The sequence below is a fragment of the Microtetraspora malaysiensis genome (assembly GCF_050947145.1).
In the GTDB taxonomy this organism is placed as follows: domain Bacteria; phylum Actinomycetota; class Actinomycetes; order Streptosporangiales; family Streptosporangiaceae; genus Microtetraspora_A; species Microtetraspora_A malaysiensis.
The window spans coordinates 6,461,095-6,479,404 of sequence record NZ_CP191998.1; the positions used below are offsets into that span (position 1 = coordinate 6,461,095).

Genomic DNA, 18,310 nt, shown 5'->3' on the forward strand with positions numbered 1-18,310 from the left:
GGACGGGCCCGCGGAACGGCATCGGCGGGGGGGTGTGGCGCGAGCGCGGGAAAGATCTGGGATGATCTTTGCCACAGGATCCGGCAACGGCCCTCCGGACCCCGCCGGGCGCCTTTCAGCGTGCGTGCGAGGCCGCGCCCGCCGAACGGGACACGTCCACCTTGCGGAGCGCCGCGGCGATCGTCGCGGCGGCGGCACCCGGGTCCGACGAGCCCGTGATGGGCCGGCCGATCACCAGAAGATCGGCCCCGTCGACGAGCGCGTCCTCCGGGGTCGCTACTCTTGCCTGATCCTGGGTGTCGGCGCCGGCGGGCCGAACACCGGGGGTGATCAACGTGATCCCGGGCCCGACCTCGGCGCGCACCGCGGCGACCTCACGGGGCGAGCAGACCAGGGCCTGGGCTCCCGCGCCCACGGCGAGAGCCGCCAGGCGGCGCACGGAGTCGTCGGGACGTCCCTCGAAGCCGATCGCGGCGAGATCGGCCTCCGAGAGCGACGTGAGGACCGTCACGGCGGCGATCTGGGTCTGCGGGCCCGCCGCGTCGACGGCGGCCCTGATCATCGCGGGCCCGCCCGACGCGTGCACGGTGAGGATGGACGGCTTGAGCCGCGCCACGGCGCGGGTCGCCCCGGCGACTGTGTTCGGGATGTCGTGCAGCTTGAGGTCGAGGAAGATCTGAACGCCGCTCGCCCCGCGCACGGAGTCGATCACATCGGGTCCGTAACGGAGGTAGAGTTCCAGCCCGACCTTCACCGTCGAGACGTGGGGCGTCACCAGACTCGCCCACCGGGCCGCGGTCTCCAGGTCGGGCGCGTCAAGGGCGACGGCGATGGGTGCGGGGGTCACAGGGAGCTCTCCTCCAGTTCGATGCGGTTCCGGGGACCTGCCCCGGCGGGTCTGTGCGCCAGCCCGACGGCGTCGGCCAGGCGGTCGAAGCCACGCGCCTGCAGGAGCTCCTCAAGCTCCCTCAGGATGCGCTGGCAGGCGTAGGGGTCGTGGAACAGGGCGGTGCCCACGGCGACGGCGCACGCGCCGGCCAGGACCAGCTCCAGGGCGTCCCTTCCCGTCATCACGCCGCCCATGCCGACGATGGGCACGCCCGGAAGGGCCGCGTGGACCTGCCAGACACAGCGGACCGCGAGCGGCTTGATCGCGGGCCCGGACAGGCCGCCGGTACCGGCGGCGAGCGACGGGCGCATGGTGTCGACGTCCACGCTCATGCCCAGCGGCGCGTTGATCATGGAAAGCGCGTCGGCCCCGCCGTCCACGCACAGGCGGGCCAGCGAGACGACGTCGGCCACGTCCGGCGCGAGCTTCGCGATCACCGGGACGTCGTAGCGCGTCGCGGCCCGTACGGACGCGACGACCTCCGCCGCGGCCGAGCCGTCCCGGGCGAAGACCCGGCCCCGGTCCTCGACGTTCGGGCAGGACAGGTTCACCTCGACGGCCGTGATCCCCGGGGCGTCGGCCAGCCGCCGGGCCAGGGCGGTGTACTCCGCCACACTGCCGCCTCCTATGGAGACGATCGTGCGCACTCCCCGCTGGGCCAGCCAGGACAGCTCCCGCTCCGCGAACACCTCCACGCCGGGCCCCTGAAGGCCCACGGCGCTCAGCATGCCCGACGGCGTCTCCGCCATCCTCGGCGTCGGACGCCCGGCTCTGGGAGCCATCGTGATCGACCGGGTCACGAACGCGCCGATCCGCGTCACGTCGAAGAACTGCGCCAGCTCCCGGCCGGTGCCGCCGCAGCCGGAGGCCGTCAAGACGGGGTTGGGCAACTCCACATGGCCCAGGTAGCTCCTCAGGTCAACGGCCATGCCGCTCCCCGTCCCGGCCGAAGACCGCGGCACGCGAACCCGTCACACCCGCGTCTCGCGCCGCCTCCGAGAGCGACACCGTCACACCCACGCCCCGCGCCGCCTCAGGCCCGGAGGCGCCGCGCGCCGCGCGGCCCGGGACACCCTCACGCCTACCCATGCCGCCCTCCAGGAGCGCCCAGAGCGTCGAACGGGATCGTCCCGACGTCGTCGAAGCGGACCCGCTCGCCCAGGAACACCGGGCCGTCCGTGCAGGCCCGGACCATCCGCGTCACGCCGTCCTCGTCGATGACCGGGACGACGCACGTCATGCAGATGCCGACACCACACGCCATGGACTGTTCCACCGACACCTGCGCCGGGATGCCGAACTCGACGCACACCGCCGTCACCCCGCGCAGCATCGCCATCGGCCCGCACGCGTAGACCACGTCCGCCCGCGCGTCCGCGATCACGCCCGCGAGTACGTCGATCACCTCCCCGCGCATACCCAGCGAGCCGTCCTCGGTCGTCAGCGTCGTCGTCTCGCCCATCCGGCGGGCGCGCAACGCGCCGAACACCCGGTCGGCGCTGGAAGCGCCCAGCACGAAGTCGACCCGGCACCCCCGCCGCTGCAGGACGTCCGCCAGCACGAAGAGAGACGCGGAGCCGTACTCGCCGCCGACCAGCACGCACGTGCACGGATCGCGCGGCAGCGGGAACGGACGCCCGAGCGGCCCGACCAGGTCCAGCGTGTCCCGCGCCCTGCGGTCCGCCAGCCACGCCGTACCCGGCCCGCGCACACTGAACACGAACTCCACCGTGCCGCCGTAGTCCGGCTTCACGTCGTGGATCGCGAACGCCCGCCGCGTCAACATCGACGTGTACGGCCCGCCCACACCGACGGTGACGAAGTGGCCCGGCCGGAACCGGTCGGCGACGGCCGGCGCCACGACGGTCAGCGCGTGGTAAGCCTCCACCCGCCGAGTCGTCAGCACCGTTCCCGTCACCTGCACCGGGGAACCGGCCACTCCCTCACCTCCGCCGTGGCACGGGCCCGCCGTCCCGCGACACTCAGTCCCACAGCCGCATGCCGACGGCCGGCCCCGCTCCACGCCGCGCCGGGAGCGCCTCCCCGGCACCGTACCGGCGGGCCGCTCCGCTCGCTCAGTCCCTCAGCCTCGCACTCACGGTCGGCCTCGCTCCCTCGGTCACTTCACGGACCCCGCGTCGTGCCGGAGGCGCGCCTTCAGCACCGTACTCGCGGGCCGCTCCGCTCGCTCAGTCCCTCAGCCTCGCACTCACGGTCGGCCTCGCTCCCTCGCTCGCTTCGCGGACCGCCCGTGCCTCGCGGGCCGCTCCGCTCGCTCAGTCCCTCAGCCTCCGGGCATGCTCCTGGAGCGACCGTACGCCCACGTCGCCGCGGACGATGTGCTGGATGCCCTGAACGGCGGCGGCGAGTCCCTGAACGGTGGTGATGCACGCGACACCGCGCAGGACGGCGGCGGTGCGGATCTCATACCCGTCCAGCCGCGGCCCGGACTGCCCCGGGCTCCCATACGGCGTGTTCACGATCAGATCCACCTCCCCGTCCAGAATCCGCCGCACGATCGTCGGCTCACCCTCCGGACCGGCCCCGTCACTGTGCTTGCGCACGATCTTGGCACGGACACCGTTACGGCGCAGCACCTCCGCCGTACCCTCGGTCGCGAGGATCTCGAAGCCCAGATCCGCCAGCGCCTTCACCGGGAAGATCACCGAACGCTTGTCCTTGTTCGCCACCGACACGAACGCCCGGCCCTTGGTCGGCAGGTCCCCGTACGCGGCGGCCTGGGACTTGGCGTACGCGGTGCCGAAGAACTCGTCGATGCCCATGACCTCACCGGTCGAGCGCATCTCCGGCCCCAGGACCGTGTCCACCCCGCGGAAGCGGTTGAACGGCAGCACCGCCTCCTTCACCGCGATCGGCGCGTCCAGCGGCAGCGTCCCCCCATCACCTGAGGCGGGCAGCATCCCCTCGGCGCGCAGCTCGGCGATGGAGGCGCCGAGCATGACCCGGGCGGCGGCCTTGGCCAGCGGCACGGCGGTGGCCTTGGACACGAACGGCACCGTGCGGCTGGCGCGCGGGTTGGCCTCCAGCACGTACAGGACCCCAGCGGCCATCGCGTACTGCACGTTCAGCAGCCCGCGCACGCCCACACCGCGGGCGATCCCCTCGGTGGCGGCGCGGATCCGCTTGATGTCGAACCCGCCCAGCGTGATCGGCGGGAGCGCGCAGGCCGAGTCGCCGGAGTGGATGCCGGCCTCCTCGATGTGCTCCATCACGCCGCCCAGGTACAGCTCCTCGCCGTCGAACAGGGCGTCCACGTCGATCTCGATCGCGTCGTCGAGGAACTTGTCGATCAGCACCGGGTTGTCCGACGCCTGCACCGCGCTGGCCATGTAGGAGGCCAGGGTGTCGTCGTCGTAGACGATCGCCATCCCGGCCCCGCCGAGCACGTACGACGGGCGGACCAGGACCGGGTAGCCGATCTCGGCGGCGATCGACTGGGCCTCCGCGACGCTCAGCGCGGTGCCGTGCTTGGGAGCCGGCAGGTTCGCCTCGGCGAGCACCCGGCCGAACGCGCCGCGCTCCTCCGCGAGGTGGATCGACTCGGGCGACGTGCCGACCACCGGCACCCCGGCGTCCTTGAGCGCCTGGGCGAGGCCGAGCGGCGTCTGACCGCCGAGCTGCACGATCACCCCGGCGACCGGGCCGGTCGCCTGCTCGGCGTGCACGACCTCCAGCACGTCCTCGAGCGTCAGCGGCTCGAAGTACAGCCGGTCGGAGGTGTCGTAGTCGGTGGAGACCGTCTCGGGGTTGCAGTTGACCATCACCGTCTCGAACCCCGCCTTGGCCAGCTCGAAGCTGGCGTGCACACAGGCGTAGTCGAACTCGATGCCCTGCCCGATCCGGTTCGGCCCGCTGCCCAGGATGATCACCTTGGGCCGGTCCCCGGCCGGGACCTCGGTCTCCTCGTCGTACGTGGAGTAGAGGTAGGGCGTCTTGGCGGCGAACTCGGCGGCGCAGGTGTCCACGGTGTTGTAGACGGGACGCACGCCGGACTCGTGCCGCGCCTCGCGTACGCGCGACTCGGCGACCCCGAGGATCTCGGCGATCTGCGCGTCGCTGAAGCCGTACCGCTTGGCCGTCAGCAGGGCCGGCCGGTCCAGCGTGGTGATCGAGCGGGCCACCTCGTCGATGGCGTACAGCTGGTCGAGGAACCACGGGTCGACCTTGGTCGCCTCGAACAGGTCCTCCGGCGTGGCCCCCGCCCTGATGGCCTGCTGCATCGTGCGCAGCCTGCCGTCGTGCGGCGTCCGGCAGGCCTCCAGCAGCCCCCGCAGGCCGCCGGGCTCGCCCGTCCAGGAGAACGACGAGCCCTTCTTCTCCAGCGACCGCAGCGCCTTCTGCAGCGCCTCCGGGAAGGAGCGGCCGATGGCCATCGCCTCGCCGACCGACTTCATGTGCGTGGTCAGCGTCTGGTCCGCGCCCGCGAACTTCTCGAACGCGAACCGCGGCACCTTCACCACGACGTAGTCGAGCGACGGCTCGAACGACGCCGGGGTCTCGCGGGTGATGTCGTTCGGGATCTCGTCCAGCGTGTAGCCGATCGCGAGCTTGGCCGCGATCTTCGCGATCGGGAACCCGGTCGCCTTGGACGCCAGCGCCGAGGAGCGCGACACCCGCGGGTTCATCTCGATCACGATCATCCGGCCGGTGTCCGGGTTGACCGCGAACTGGATGTTGCAGCCGCCGGTGTCCACCCCGACCTCGCGGATCACCGCGATCGCCACGTCCCGCATGTTCTGGTACTCGCGGTCGGTCAGCGTCATCGCCGGCGCCACGGTCACACTGTCACCGGTGTGCACGCCCATCGGGTCGATGTTCTCGATCGAACACACGATCACCACGTTGTCCGCGCGGTCGCGCATGACCTCGAGCTCGTACTCCTTCCAGCCGAGGATCGACTCCTCCAGGAGCACCTCGGTGGTCGGAGACGCGTCCAGACCGGCGCCGGCGATCCGCCGCAGGTCGGCCTCGTCGTAGGCGAACCCCGAACCTACGCCGCCCATCGTGAACGAGGGCCGCACCACCAGCGGATAGCCCAGCTGGTCGACGGCGGCCAGGCAGTCCTCGATCGAGTGGCAGATCACGCTGCGGGCGGACTCGGCGTTCAGGCCGTGCTCGGCGGCGACCTTGGCGACGATCCCCTTGAACCGCTCCCGGTTCTCCCCGGCCTGGATCGCGTCGAAGTTCGCGCCGATCAGCTCCACCCCGTACCGGTCCAGGACGCCGGCCTCGTGCAGGGCGACCGCGGTGTTGAGCGCGGTCTGCCCGCCCAGGGTGGGCAGCAGCGCGTCCGGCCGCTCCTTGGCGATGATCTTCTCGACGATGTCCGGAGTGATCGGCTCGACGTAGGTGGCGTCGGCGAACTCGGGGTCGGTCATGATCGTGGCGGGGTTGCTGTTGACCAGGATGACCCGGAACCCCTCGGCGCGCAGCACGCGGCAGGCCTGGGTGCCGGAGTAGTCGAACTCGCACGCCTGCCCGATCACGATCGGCCCGGAGCCGATCACCATGATCGACCTGATGTCCGTGCGCTTAGGCACCCTTCTCCCCCGTTTCGCTCGTCGTCTCCGGCCGGCCGCCGTCAGTCCGCTCCATCAGCTCGCAGAACTCGTCGAAGAGGTATGCGGCGTCGTGCGGCCCGGCCGCGGCCTCCGGGTGGTACTGCACGCTGAAGCCCGGATAGTCGAGCAGCCGCAGCCCCTCCACGCAGCCGTCGTTCAAGTTCACGTGGCTCACCTCGGCCCGCCCGTACGGCGTGTCGAACGGCCCGTCGAGCGGGGCCTGGACGGCGAAGCCGTGGTTGTGCGCCGAGATCTCCACCTTGCCGGTCCTACGGTCCTGGACCGGCTGGTTGACGCCCCGGTGGCCGTACCGGAGCTTGTAGGTGCCCAGCCCCAGCGCGCGGCCGAGGATCTGGTTGCCGAAGCAGATGCCGAAGAACGGCCGGCCCGCGTCCAGCACGCCGCGCAGCGCCTCGACGGCGAAGTCGGCGGTGGCGGGGTCGCCGGGGCCGTTGGAGAAGAACACGCCGTCCGGCTCGATCGCGAGGATGTCCGCCGCGGTCGCGGTCGCGGGCAGCACGTGCACCTCACAGCCCCGCTCGGCCATCCGCTCCGGCGTCATCGCCTTGATCCCCAGGTCGACCGCCGCGACCGTGAACCGCTTCTCGCCCACGGCCTTCACCACGTACGGCTCGGCCGTGGAGACCTCGCCGGCCAGGTCGGCGCCCTCCATACCGGGCGACCGTCGTACCCGCTCCACCAGCTCGTCCGCGTCGGCCAGCGCCGCGCCGGAGAACACCCCGGCCCGCATCGCGCCACGCTCACGCAGGTGACGGGTCAACGCCCGCGTCCCCGCCATCGCGATCCCGACCACGCCCTGCTCACGCAGGTACTCGTCCAGGCTCTTGGTGGACCGCCAGTTCGACCGGACCCGCGCGGGCTCGCGCACCACGTAGCCCGCCACCCAGATTCGGCCCGACTCCGGGTCCTCCTCGTTCACGCCGGTGTTGCCGATGTGCGGCGCGGTCATCGCCACGATCTGCCGGTGGTACGACGGGTCGGTCAGCGTCTCCTGGTATCCGGTCATCCCGGTGTTGAAGACCATCTCGCCGAACGTCTCGCCGACGGCCCCGAAGGCCGTCCCCTCGAAGACCCTGCCGTCCTCCAGCACGAGCAGCGCCGTGTTCACGGTCTCGCTCTCCTCACTCATCGTCACACCAGCTTCCCTTCAAGAACGGTCGGGCGGCCGCGCAGCAACGTGGCCACGACCCGGCCAGGAAGCGTCATCCCCTCGTACGGCGTGTTGCGGCTCTTGGACGCCATCGCCGCCGGATCCACCGCCGTGCGGACCGAGGGGTCGTAAAGCGTGATGTTGGCGGCCGCGCCCGCCTCCAGCGGGCTGCCGTGGCCGCTCAGCCTGCCGATCCTGGCCGGGCGGTACGACATGCGGTCGGCGACGCCGGCCCAGTCGAGCAGGCCGGTCTCGACCATGGCCTCCTGGACCACGGACAGGGCCGTCTCCAGTCCGATCATGCCCATGGCGGCCGCGGCCCACTCGGTCTCCTTGTCCTCGACCGGGTGCGGGGCGTGGTCGGTGGCGACACAGTCGATCGTCCCGTCCGCGAGCGCCTCGCGCAGCGCGAGGACGTCCTCGTTCGTGCGCAGCGGCGGATTCACCTTGTAGATCGGGTTGTACGGCCCCACCGGGGAACGCTCCACATAACTGTCGGTGAGCAGCAGGTGGTGCGGGGTCACCTCGGCCGTGACGTCCCAGCCCTTCGACTTGGCCCAGCGGATGATCTCGACCGATCCCGCGGTGGAGACGTGGCACACGTGCAACCGGGAGCCGACGTGCGCGGCCAGCAGGCAGTCGCGGGCGATGATCGCCTCTTCGGCGACGGCCGGCCACCCGGTCAGGCCGAGCCTGCCGGAGATCTCGCCCTCGTTGACCTGGGCGCCCTCGGTCAGCCGCGGCTCCTGGGCGTGCTGGGCGACGACACCGTCGAACGCCTTGACGTATTCGAGCGCCCGGCGCATCAGGACGGCGTCGGAGACGCACTTGCCGTCGTCGGAGAAGACCCGGACCCGGGCGGCGGAGTCGGCCATGGCGCCCAGCTCGGCGAGCTGCCTGCCCTCCAGGCCCGACGTCACGGCGCCGACCGGCTGGACGTCGCAGTGGCCGTACTCCTGGCCGAGCCGCCAGACCTGCTCGACGACGCCCGCGGTGTCCGCGACCGGCGAGGTGTTGGCCATGGCGTGGACGGCGGTGAACCCGCCGCGCGCGGCGGCCTGGGTGCCCGTCTGGACGGTCTCGGCGTCCTCGCGGCCGGGCTCGCGCAGGTGCGTGTGCAGGTCGACCAGGCCGGGCAGCGCGATCAGGCCGGTCGCGTCGATCGTCTCGGCCGGGCCCGCCTTGCCGGCGGCCGCGCCGACCTCGGCGATGACGCCGTCCCTGACGAGGATGTCGCACGGCTCCCCGCCGAGGACGCGGGCGTTCTTGATCAGAATGGTGCTCACAGGTCTCCCCCGATCGCGGGCTCGGACCCGCTCAGCAGCAGATAGAGAACGGCCATGCGGACGGTCACCCCGTTCGCCACCTGCTCCACGATCGTCGAGCGCGGCGAGTCGGCGACCTCGGCGGAGATCTCCATGCCTCGGTTCATCGGGCCGGGGTGCATGACGATGGCGTCGTCGTGCAGGCGGGCGAAGCGTTCGCGGTCCAGCCCGTAGCGGCGGCTGTACTCCCGGGCGGACGGGAAGTAGGCGGCGTTCATCCGCTCGAGCTGCACGCGGAGCATCATGACGACGTCGGACTTCGGCAGCACCGCGTCCAGGTCGTAGGAGACCTGGCAGGGCCAGGTGTCGACGGCCACGGGCAGCAGAGTCGGCGGGGCGACCAGGGTCACCTCGGCGCCGAGCGCCTGCAGCAGCAGGACGTTCGACCGGGCGACCCGGCTGTGCAGGATGTCGCCCACGATGGCGACCTTGAGCCCTTCGATCCGGCCCATCCTGCGCCGCATGCTGAACGCGTCGAGCAGCGCCTGCGTGGGGTGCTCGTGGGTGCCGTCGCCGGCGTTGACCACGCTGCCGCGCACCCAGTTGGCCAGGCGGTGCGGGGCGCCGGAGGCGGCGTGCCTGATGACGACCGCGTCCGCGCCCATGGCCTCAAGGGTCAGCGCCGTGTCCTTGAGCGACTCGCCCTTCGACACGCTCGACCCCTTGGCCGAGAAGTTGATGACGTCGGCGGACAGCCGCTTGGCCGCGGCCTCGAACGAGATGCGGGTCCGGGTGGAGTCCTCGTAGAAGAGGTTGACCACCGTGCGGCCCCGCAGCGTCGGCAGCTTCTTGATGGAGCGCTCGGAGACCCGGGCCAGCTCCTCGGCCGTGTCGAGGACGAGCAGGGCGTCGTCGCGGGTCAGGTCCCCCGCCGAGATCAGATGCCGCTTCATCGTGCTCACCGCTCCCCGTTCGTCTCGCCGGCGCCGGGCCGGTCGTCTCCCTTGATGAGCAGTACGGCGTCGCGTCCGTCGATCTCCTGGAGGTAGACCTTCACCTTCTCGCTCTTGGAGGTCGGCAGGTTCTTACCGACGTAGTCGGCTCGGATGGGCAGTTCGCGGTGGCCACGGTCGACCAGGGTGGCGAGCTGGACGGCCCGCGGGCGGCCCACGTCGTTGAGCGCGTCGAGCGCCGCGCGGACGGTCCGGCCGGAGAAGAGCACGTCGTCGACGAGGACGACCGTCCTGCCGTCCACGCCCTCGGCGGGAAGGTCCGTACGGCCGAGGGGACGCGCGGGACGCAGCCGGAGGTCGTCGCGGTACATCGTGATGTCGATGGTGCCGACGGGCACCTTCACGCCCTCGAACTGGGAGATGCGCTCCGCGATCCGGAAGGCGAGCGTCGCGCCGCGCGTCGGGATGCCGAGCAGCACGACTTTCTCCGCACCCTTGGTGCGTTCGAGGATCTCGTGCGCGATGCGGGTCAACGCCCGGTGGATGTCGGGACCCTCTAGGACCGCTCGGGCCTGATTTCGGGCATCGGACATGGAGATATCACCACCTTTCCCGCCTCACAGGACGGGGCTTAAAGGGTGTCTGGCGGCCCCAGGTTACCAGTCCGGTTTCGGCGCGCCTGACCGGGTCACCCCCTCCTGCCAGCGGCGATGGCCGCAAAAGGGCCCGCGTTCGCTCTGGGCGTCACTCGCCGGAAACGCCGAGGCAGTCTCGGATGGGGGGATTGAGGGGAGAACACTGTTTGGGGCTCTTTTTTCCAATCAGCTTGACCTTTGCGAGTGGCGGCTTTACCGTCACTGTCCGTAACCACAACACGCGACCTTCCTGGGTAAAACCCGACGCAGCGGTCACCGAAGGTGCCTGCCTCAGGCGCCCGCCCCGGTGTTCTGTGCATACGGGACAAGGAAGGAGAATCAAGTTGAGAACAGACATAGAGAGCCGGGGGCCCACGATGCCGTCTGACTACGCCAAGTCGCTCGGCGCGCGACTGCGCGCGATCCGCACCCAGCAGGGGCTCTCCCTGCACGGGGTAGAAGAGAAGTCACGTGGCCGGTGGAAGGCCGTCGTGGTCGGCTCCTATGAGCGCGGCGACCGCGCGGTGACCGTGCAGAAGCTGGCCGAGCTTGCCGAATTCTACGGTGTTCCGGTGTCTGAGCTGCTCCCCGGGGGTGCCGCTCCCAGCCCGTTGGCGCCCGCGCCGAAGCTTGTCATCGACCTGGAGCGGCTCTCGCAGCTTCCGAAGGACAAGGCGGGCCCGCTCGCCAGGTACGCCGCGACCATCCAGAGCCAGCGTGGCGACTACAACGGCAAGGTGCTGTCGATCCGCCAGGAGGACCTGCGCTCGCTTGCGGTCATCTATGACAAGTCGCCGGTGGAGCTGACCGAGGAGTTCATCAGCTGGGGCGTGCTGGACGCGGAGGCCCGCCGGGCCGTGGAGTCCTTCTGACCGGCGACGCCGCCGTTCCTTACTGAACACGCGCGATCGTTATGGGCCCCGAGCCGGCCGGTCCGGCCGCTCGGGGCCCTGACCATGAGAACCGGCGTCGTCGTAAGAACTGACGCCGTCATAAGAGACACACCGAAGAGACACACGGACCGCGCCGACCGCTCTGGGCTCAGGCGCGACAGCCGCCGCTCATCCCGCCATGGGCAGGGCCGACTGGCCCGGCACCCCGAGAAGAGTCTCGATCTCGCCGACGAACCTGTCCGCCTCGGCGATGAGCTCCTCGGCGTCGCGCTGACTGACCACGCGGGTCATCCCCGCCTCCGCCGCCGCGCGCTTGGTGGCGCTCACCGCGAAGAACGCGGCCCAATCCGCCAGCTTGGGCTCGGCCTCGGGCAGCAGCTCCCAGGCGCTGCGCAGCCGACGCCGCCGACCGTCCATGGGCCGGGGACGAGCGGCCAGCACGGCCGCCGCCGCCTTGAGCGCCGCAAGATGGGCCGACACGTACCTGTCCGCCGGCGCGGAGCCTCCGATGGCGTCCGCCAGGCAGGCACGGGCGTCCGCGAGATGCGCCAGAACAGCCTGTGGGACTTTGGGCCCGCTCCTGCGGTCATCGACCTGTCCAGTCACGCCCGCCTCCTTGAGTCGTGGCTTCCGGCGCTGCTCGCCGGTGAGATCACCTTTGCAGACGGCACCGACAATCTGTCACGGCGACCGGACGAGGAGCTTCCCCTCTCCCCGTCCGGCCCACGCCGTGGACCGCACCGCGCTCGTCTCCGCCGACGACGAAGGCACGGCATCCAACGGGGTGAGTGCGAGCCGCGAGTCCCGCACTCACCGCCTCGAACATAAATTCGACCAGGTTCACTGTCAAGCATCGTGGCGAACAAGGGTTCGACTGAGTCATGCGGCCGCGGCACGATCGCTGACCACCGGAAACGCGGAAAGGCCTACCGGCAAGGGCTTTCGAGAGTGGACGGTCGTCGTCAGGGCGACCGGAAATCCCTCCGAAGGTTGACGCCCCGGCGCGGCTTCCCGGGCGGCGCGCGATCCGGAGCACGACGCGGGCCCGGGGCGAGACGCCCCGGGCCCGGTGATCGACCTGGACAAGCAGGACTCGCGCGTCAGCGGACGAACTTCCCCCGCACGTGGACGGGAACGCCGGTGCCGAGCATTCCGGGCAGGATCTCGGCCACCTTCATCGGCAACCGCACGCACCCGTGGGACGCGGGATAGAGCGGCACGGACAGCGCGCCGTGGAGGGCGATGCCGCCGTTGAAGAAGATCGGGTTGTAGAGCTGCCCCAGGTAGGACCGGTGCCAGCCGCTCCGGCGCCAAGTCGTCTTGTAGTCGCCCGTCGGCGTCCTGGCGCTGCCGGTGAACTTCGTCCGCTTGCCGTTCCACATGGCGTACTCCGTGTACGGGATCCCGCTTCCGGAGGAGACGTGCGAGATGAGCTTCGCCTCACCGCCGGAGTACAGCACCATGATCTGCTTGGCAAGGTTGACCTCGACCCGGTCCGGCTTGCCGCGCGGTACCAGGACCTTGGGCGCCTTGGGGTTCTCCAGCGCACGCCAGGTGCGGCTCGCCACCGTGCTCGTCGGCGTGATGCCCTGGACTTTCTGGAACGCCCACACCGCCATCTGGGTGGTCCCGCCGTACTGGCCGTCGAGCGGGCCGGGCACGTAGCCGAGCTCCTTCAGCCGCGCCTGCAGCGCCTTGACCTCGGTTCCCCTGGAGCCGGGCTTGAGCGTCCGGCCGGGCGCGGTGAACGGCGCGAACCCCGCGGCGGCCGCGCGTACTCCGGTGCCGGTCGTCACCGCCACCGGCGTCACGCGCGTGGGCTCCATGCGGACCGGCGCCGATACCGGCACCGAGACCGGCGCGGTGGCGGCCACCGGCCGTGTAGCGTCCGTTTTCGCCTGTCCTGTTCCAGCCGTGCCGCAGCCCGCGACCGTCACGGCCCCCACCGTGACGAGCGTCGCGGCGGCAGCCCACCGTCGAGCCCCCATTCGGACCAACCCTTTCAGTTGTCTCCCAGTGTTCGATCAATGGACATTAACCCACGGAAGCGATAATCCCGGGTACTCGCCATTGGGTGGTAATGCGTGGCCCATGGCGTGTCCACCTGATTAGAGTTGCCTGATGCTCGAAAAGTTGCATCCGAACGTCGCCCGTGTGACAGAGGTCCTGCGCTCCCATGACGTCGAGGGTGATGTCGTGGTTTTTCCCGAATCCGTGCCGACCGCCGCAGCCGCCGCCGAGCAGCTCGGCTGCGAGGTGGGGGCGATCGCCAACAGCCTGATCTTCGACGCGGACGGCGCGCCGCTCCTGGTCCTCACCAGCGGCGCGCACCGGGTGAACACGGAGCTGATCGCGGGACTCGTGGGCGCCGCCAAGGTACGGCGTGCCACGCCGGAGTTCGTCCGCCTTCACACCGGGCAGGCGATCGGGGGCGTGGCGCCGGTGGGCCATCCGGCCCCCATACGCACGCTGGTGGACACCTGGCTGGCCAAGCACGAGGTCGTCTGGGCCGCCGCCGGCCACTCGCACACGGTCTTCCCCACTTCGTTCGACGAGCTGATCAGGATCACCGGCGGCACCGCGGCCGAGGTGGAGTGACCCGCTCCCCGGCCTGAACGCCGGAGCACCGCGGACGACGCCGATGGCGGCGGCGCTCCTGGATCGTCGCCGGCGCCGCCGCCACGCGGGCCGTCAGCGGAGTTCTCGCCGGACGGCGGCACGGGAAACGGCTTTGCTAATGTGCGGAAATCGGTGTCCTTCCGCGGCTGAAAGCCGGGGAACAGCGCCCGGCCCTCCCGCCGAGGCCGTCGCGCGCGGTTCGCAGAAAGGCGGTCGGAATCGCGGCGGCCCCGATTCCTTCCGCCACGGACACGGTGCTCCCGCCGGGTTCCCGACCAGAAAGCAGACGTGCGTTGGCCATCGCGGAATCCCCTGAGCCCACGGGACCGGACGGGTACGACGAGGGCGCTCCCCTCGCCCGGAGGGGCGGGGCCTGCGCCCCGGATGCGCGATGATCGAGCTGCGGCGGATCGGCCCTGACGAGTTCGTCGAGGTGCTCGACACGGTCCTCACCATCTATATGGCCGCCATGCGACCGCCTCCCGACCAGTTCTCCGGCCGCCTCGGCATTATGCGCAACCACGCGACATATCCAGATTTCATCTGCGTTCTCGCGGAAAATCCGGAAATCATTGGCTTTGCTTATGGATTCCACGGGATGCCGGGGCAATGGTGGCACGACATCGTGGCGCGATCCCTGGCCGACCAGTCCGGCGGCGCGACCACCGAGGAGTGGTTCGGCGACGCGCTGGAGATCGCGGAGATCCACGTCCTCCCCGGCCACCAGGGCAAGGGCGTCGGCCGCCGGCTGATCCACACCATCTGCGAGGGCCGGCCGGAGCGTACGGCCGTGCTCTCGACGCACGACGCCCCGACGGTGGCGCGGCGGCTCTATCGGAACATCGGCTTCGTCGACCTCATGACGGAGTTCGCCTTTCCCGGCAGCCACGAGAGCTACGCGATCGCCGGGACCAGGCTCCCTCTCCCGCCGAGGGGCCGGGCCTGACCGCGAGCCCCCAACTCTGCGCACCGGCCGCACACCACGAGAACGCGCGGGCGGCCGCCGCGTGATCGGCCGCCGGGAGCGGGCCCGGCCTGGGCCGGGAAAGCAGGAAGGAAGTCAGGCGGTGAGCGCGGTTGGGCTCGCGGCGAGCGCCTGGAAGACCTCGCGGGTCGCGCTCGACCTGTTGAAGGTGATGAAGTGGATGCCCGGCGCGCCCTCGTCGAGCAGCGTCTGGCACATCTCCGCCGCGTGCTCGACGCCGAGGCGGCGCACCGCCGCCGGGTCGTGCGCGACCTTCTCGAACCGGGCCGCCACCTCCGGCGGGAACGGGGCGCCCGACAGCTGCTCGGAACGGGCGATCGTGCTGATCTGGGTCACCGGCATGACGCCCGGGATGATCGGCGTGGCGCAGCCCTTGGCGGCCACCCGGTCCCGCAGGCGCAGGTAGTCCTCCGCGCGGAAGAACATCTGCGTGATCGCGTAGTCGGCGCCGGCCTGGCACTTGCGCACGAAGTAGTCGGTGTCCGACTCGATCGTGCCCGACCGGGGGTGCTTGTACGGGAAGGCCGCCACGCCCACGCAGAAGTCGCCGGACTGGCGGATCAGCCGGACCAGTTCCTCGGCGTACGCCACGCCCTCGGGGTGCTTGACCCACTCGTCCAGCGGGTTGCCGCCGGGCGGGTCGCCGCGTACGGCCAGGATGTTGCGCACGCCCGCGTCGGCGAACCTGCCGATCAGGTGGCGCAGCTCCTTGACGGAGTGGTCGACCGCGGTGAAGTGCGCGACCGGGGTCAGCGTGGTCTCGTGGGCGAGGCGCTCGACGATCTCGACCGTGCGGTCGCGCGTGCTGCCGCCGGCGCCGTACGTCACGGACACGAAGGTGGGCCGCAGCGCCTCCAGCTCGCGGATCGCGCGCCACAGCTGCCGCTCCCCCTCGTCGTTCTTCGGCGGGAAGAACTCGAACGAGAACGACCGCTCCCCCTTCGCGAGCAGCTCGCGGATCGTGGGGACGCGGTCCGGAAGTCGTGACGGGAGACCCAAAGCCATGGTGACCAGGCTACCGTCCTGGTCTCCGGCTGCCGCGTGGCCTCTCACGATGCGGACGAAACGCGGTTGCTTTGTTACCTTTCTCCACTTATGCCTCCCAGGCCTCTACTGTTCGGTCTATGCCGGTTACGCTCAAGGGCATGACCACGTCCGCCGCCCCGCTCGACCTCGTACGTTCCGAAGTGGATCGATCCCTACGAAGGTTCCTCGACGAGCAGCGACCGTTCTTCGACGACCCCCAGTTCGCCGTACTGCTGTCCACCGTGGACGACTTCATCGCAGGCGGCAAGAGACTGCGCCCGGCCTTCTGCCACTGGGGGTGGCGGGCGGCCGGCGGCGGTGACGACCCGGCGGTCTACCGCGCCGCCGCCTCTCTCGAACTCCTGCAGGCCAGCGCGCTCATCCATGACGACGTGATGGACGCGAGCGACCTGCGGCGCGGCATGCCCGCGGCGCACCGCCGCTTCGAGCGGCTGCACGCGGAGTCGGGGTGGCACGGGTCGGCGGAGCAGTTCGGCGAGGGCGCGGCGGTGCTGCTCGGCAACCTCCTCCTCATCTGGTCGGGGCAGATGTGGCGGACCAGCGGCGTGCCCGACGAGGCCCTGGCCGCCGCGCAGCCGGTCTACGACCACATGCGCACCGAGCTGATGTTCGGGCAGTACCTCGATCTGCTTGAGCAGGCCAAGGGCGAGAGCACCTTCGAGAGCGCCCTGCGCGTGGCCCTGTACAAGAGCGGCAAGTATTCGGTGGAGCAGCCGCTGCGGCTCGGTCTCGTCCTCGCCACGCGTGGTGTGACCCCGTGGATCGACCGGCTCTGCGTCGAGTACGGCCAGAAGGTCGGCATCGCGTTCCAGCTCCGCGACGACGTCCTCGGGGTCTTCGGCGACCCCGCCGAGACGGGCAAGCCCGCGGGCGACGACCTGCGTGAGGGCAAGCGCACCATGCTGATCGCGCGGACGCTCGCCGCCGCCACCGACTCCCAGGCCGAGGTCGTACGCACGTTGCTCGGCGACCCGAAGCTGGACGGGGAGGGCGTGGCGCAGCTCCGCTTCGTCATCGAGGAGACCGGCGCGCTGGCCCAGTGCGAGGACATGATCAAGCGCTATCTCGACGACGCGCTCCGATCCCTCGAACACGCGCCGATCGAGGCCGAGGCGCGCGACGCGCTCGGCGCGCTGGCCGTCGCCGCCACCACGCGCCGCACCTGACGGCAGGCCGGAGGGCCCTCAGAAAGGGACGGCGTCGAGGCGGGCGCGCAGCTCGGCCGTCGCCGCCGCAGGGTCCTCCGCCTCGGTGATCGCCCGTACGACGACGACCCGGCGCACGCCGTGGGAGAGGACCTCGCCGAGGTTGCCGAGGTCGATGCCGCCGATGCCGAACCACGGCCGGTCCGTGTCCAGCCGGGAGGCGTGCTCCAGCAACGCCACACCGGGAGCGGGACGGCCGGGCTTGGTCGGCGTCGGCCAGATCGGGCCGCAGCAGAAGTAGTCCACGCCGGGCTCGGCCGCGGCCGCGGTCGCCTCGTCAGCCGAGTGGGTGGACCTGCCGATCAGGATGTCCGGCCCGAGGATCTCCCGGGCGACGGGGACCGGCAGGTCGTCCTGGCCGAGGTGCAGGATGTCGGGGCGCGCGGCGCGGGCGACGTCGGCGCGGTCGTTCACCGCGAGCAACGCGCCGTGCCGATCACAGGCCTCGCGGAAGACCTCCAGGAGCGCGAGCTCCTCGCGCGCCTCCAGCCCCTTCTCCCGGAGCTGGACGATGTCCACACCGGCGGCCAGCACGGCGTCGAGGAACTCGGGCAGATCGCCACGGCCACGCCGGCCGTCGGTGCAAAGGTAGAGCCGGGCGTCGGCCAGCCGCTTTCGGAGATTCACCCCACTACCATGCCACGCCCGGCGAATCGGTCAGAATCCGAGCGCCTGCGCCCTGCGCTTGACCTCGGTGTGCCGTCCGGCGCTGATCGCGTCGATCGGCGCCCCTGGAAGCGAGTCGTCCGCTGTGAAGAGCCAGCGGATCGACTCGACCTCGTCGTATCCGGCGTCCGCCAGCACGGTGAGGGTGCCGGGCAGTCCCTTGAGCACGTCGTCCGGGCCCAGGAACCTCACCGGGATCTGTGGCTCCCCGGAGCCCCTGCGGGCGCCGACGAGCTTCTTGTCCTTGATTAGCTGCTTGGTCCGGCCGATGCTGAGTCCGAGCTTCTTCGCAACCGCAGAGAGGGGGAGCCACTCCCCGACGAGCTGGTCGGTCTCTCTGTCGATCTGCGCAACAGTAAGCGTCACAAATCCACGATTACCACAGGTGGCCGCCGCAAAA

The 18,310-nt window shown here is 70.9% G+C and carries 17 protein-coding genes; 4 read left to right on the forward strand and 13 right to left on the reverse strand.

All coding sequences use genetic code 11. The features are described 5' to 3' along the window. Positions 1–115: 115 nt before the first annotated feature. From pyrF to pyrR, 8 genes are all read right to left on the reverse strand, one after another. Positions 116–847: an orotidine-5'-phosphate decarboxylase gene (gene pyrF / locus ACQP1V_RS30450; protein ID WP_433413449.1), complete on the reverse strand. Its 732-nt coding sequence runs from the start codon at positions 845–847 to the stop codon at positions 116–118. After that, complete coding sequence (locus tag ACQP1V_RS30455) at positions 844–1,818, reverse strand: dihydroorotate dehydrogenase (RefSeq protein ID WP_433215657.1); 975 nt, start codon at positions 1,816–1,818, stop codon at positions 844–846. The genes pyrF and ACQP1V_RS30455 overlap by 4 nt, the downstream gene beginning before the upstream one ends. 152 nt (positions 1,819–1,970) lie before the next feature. Further along, entirely contained in the window at positions 1,971–2,828 is an 858-nt protein-coding gene (locus ACQP1V_RS30460; RefSeq protein ID WP_433413450.1) for a dihydroorotate dehydrogenase electron transfer subunit, read from the reverse strand. 337 nt (positions 2,829–3,165) lie between these two features. Further along, a complete protein-coding gene (carB, locus tag ACQP1V_RS30465; protein ID WP_433413451.1) occupies positions 3,166–6,450 on the reverse strand; it encodes a carbamoyl-phosphate synthase large subunit in 3,285 nt (1,094 codons plus the stop codon). Beyond that, a complete protein-coding gene (gene carA / locus ACQP1V_RS30470) occupies positions 6,443–7,621 on the reverse strand; it encodes a glutamine-hydrolyzing carbamoyl-phosphate synthase small subunit (RefSeq protein WP_433413452.1) in 1,179 nt (392 codons plus the stop codon). The genes carB and carA overlap by 8 nt, the downstream gene beginning before the upstream one ends. Before the next feature lie 2 nt (positions 7,622–7,623). Next, on the reverse strand, positions 7,624–8,928 hold the full coding sequence (locus tag ACQP1V_RS30475) for a dihydroorotase (protein ID WP_433215669.1): 1,305 nt from the start codon (positions 8,926–8,928) through the stop codon (positions 7,624–7,626). After that, on the reverse strand, positions 8,925–9,860 hold the full coding sequence (locus ACQP1V_RS30480; RefSeq protein ID WP_387408962.1) for an aspartate carbamoyltransferase catalytic subunit: 936 nt from the start codon (positions 9,858–9,860) through the stop codon (positions 8,925–8,927). Before ACQP1V_RS30480 ends, ACQP1V_RS30475 begins: the two co-directional genes overlap by 4 nt. 5 nt (positions 9,861–9,865) lie before the next feature. Continuing rightward, on the reverse strand, positions 9,866–10,453 hold the full coding sequence (pyrR, locus tag ACQP1V_RS30485) for a bifunctional pyr operon transcriptional regulator/uracil phosphoribosyltransferase PyrR (RefSeq protein ID WP_067128319.1): 588 nt from the start codon (positions 10,451–10,453) through the stop codon (positions 9,866–9,868). 419 nt (positions 10,454–10,872) lie between these two features. On the opposite strand from pyrR, the gene bldD reads away from it, so the two are divergent. Beyond that, positions 10,873–11,367: a transcriptional regulator BldD gene (bldD, locus tag ACQP1V_RS30490; protein WP_061256674.1), complete on the forward strand. Its 495-nt coding sequence runs from the start codon at positions 10,873–10,875 to the stop codon at positions 11,365–11,367. Positions 11,368–11,556: 189 nt separating this feature from the next. Here bldD and ACQP1V_RS30495 read toward each other — a convergent pair whose 3' ends face one another. Both ACQP1V_RS30495 and ACQP1V_RS30500 read right to left on the reverse strand, forming a co-directional pair. Beyond that, complete coding sequence (locus ACQP1V_RS30495; protein WP_387408768.1) at positions 11,557–11,994, reverse strand: SAV_6107 family HEPN domain-containing protein; 438 nt, start codon at positions 11,992–11,994, stop codon at positions 11,557–11,559. Between the two features lie 494 nt (positions 11,995–12,488). Further along, on the reverse strand, positions 12,489–13,262 hold the full coding sequence (locus ACQP1V_RS30500; RefSeq protein ID WP_433413453.1) for a L,D-transpeptidase family protein: 774 nt from the start codon (positions 13,260–13,262) through the stop codon (positions 12,489–12,491). 247 nt (positions 13,263–13,509) lie between these two features. Here ACQP1V_RS30500 and ACQP1V_RS30505 point away from each other — a divergent pair, with 247 nt between their 5' ends. Together ACQP1V_RS30505 and ACQP1V_RS30510 are read left to right on the forward strand one after the other, a co-directional pair. Next, entirely contained in the window at positions 13,510–13,986 is a 477-nt protein-coding gene (locus tag ACQP1V_RS30505; protein ID WP_433413454.1) for a YbaK/EbsC family protein, read from the forward strand. Positions 13,987–14,398: 412 nt separating this feature from the next. Continuing rightward, on the forward strand, positions 14,399–14,953 hold the full coding sequence (locus tag ACQP1V_RS30510; RefSeq protein WP_433413455.1) for a GNAT family N-acetyltransferase: 555 nt from the start codon (positions 14,399–14,401) through the stop codon (positions 14,951–14,953). A gap of 114 nt (positions 14,954–15,067) precedes the next feature. On the opposite strand, the gene metF is transcribed toward ACQP1V_RS30510, so the two are convergent. Further along, positions 15,068–15,997, reverse strand: a complete 930-nt coding sequence (metF, locus tag ACQP1V_RS30515) for a methylenetetrahydrofolate reductase [NAD(P)H] (RefSeq protein ID WP_387408765.1) — start codon at positions 15,995–15,997, stop codon at positions 15,068–15,070. 140 nt (positions 15,998–16,137) lie between these two features. On the opposite strand from metF, the gene ACQP1V_RS30520 reads away from it, so the two are divergent. Then, positions 16,138–17,205 carry a polyprenyl synthetase family protein gene (locus ACQP1V_RS30520; protein ID WP_067128953.1) on the forward strand — a complete coding sequence of 356 codons (1,068 nt, stop codon included), beginning with the start codon at positions 16,138–16,140 and terminating at the stop codon, positions 17,203–17,205. 18 nt (positions 17,206–17,223) lie between these two features. Here the strand turns inward: ACQP1V_RS30520 and thiE are convergent, their stop codons facing one another. Continuing rightward, the gene (gene thiE / locus ACQP1V_RS30525) at positions 17,224–17,871 is read right to left on the reverse strand and encodes a thiamine phosphate synthase (protein WP_433413456.1); all 648 of its coding nucleotides are present in this window, start codon (positions 17,869–17,871) and stop codon (positions 17,224–17,226) included. A gap of 30 nt (positions 17,872–17,901) precedes the next feature. Further along, the gene (locus tag ACQP1V_RS30530; protein ID WP_433413458.1) at positions 17,902–18,276 is read right to left on the reverse strand and encodes an Rv2175c family DNA-binding protein; all 375 of its coding nucleotides are present in this window, start codon (positions 18,274–18,276) and stop codon (positions 17,902–17,904) included. Between the last annotated feature and the right edge of the window lie 34 nt (positions 18,277–18,310).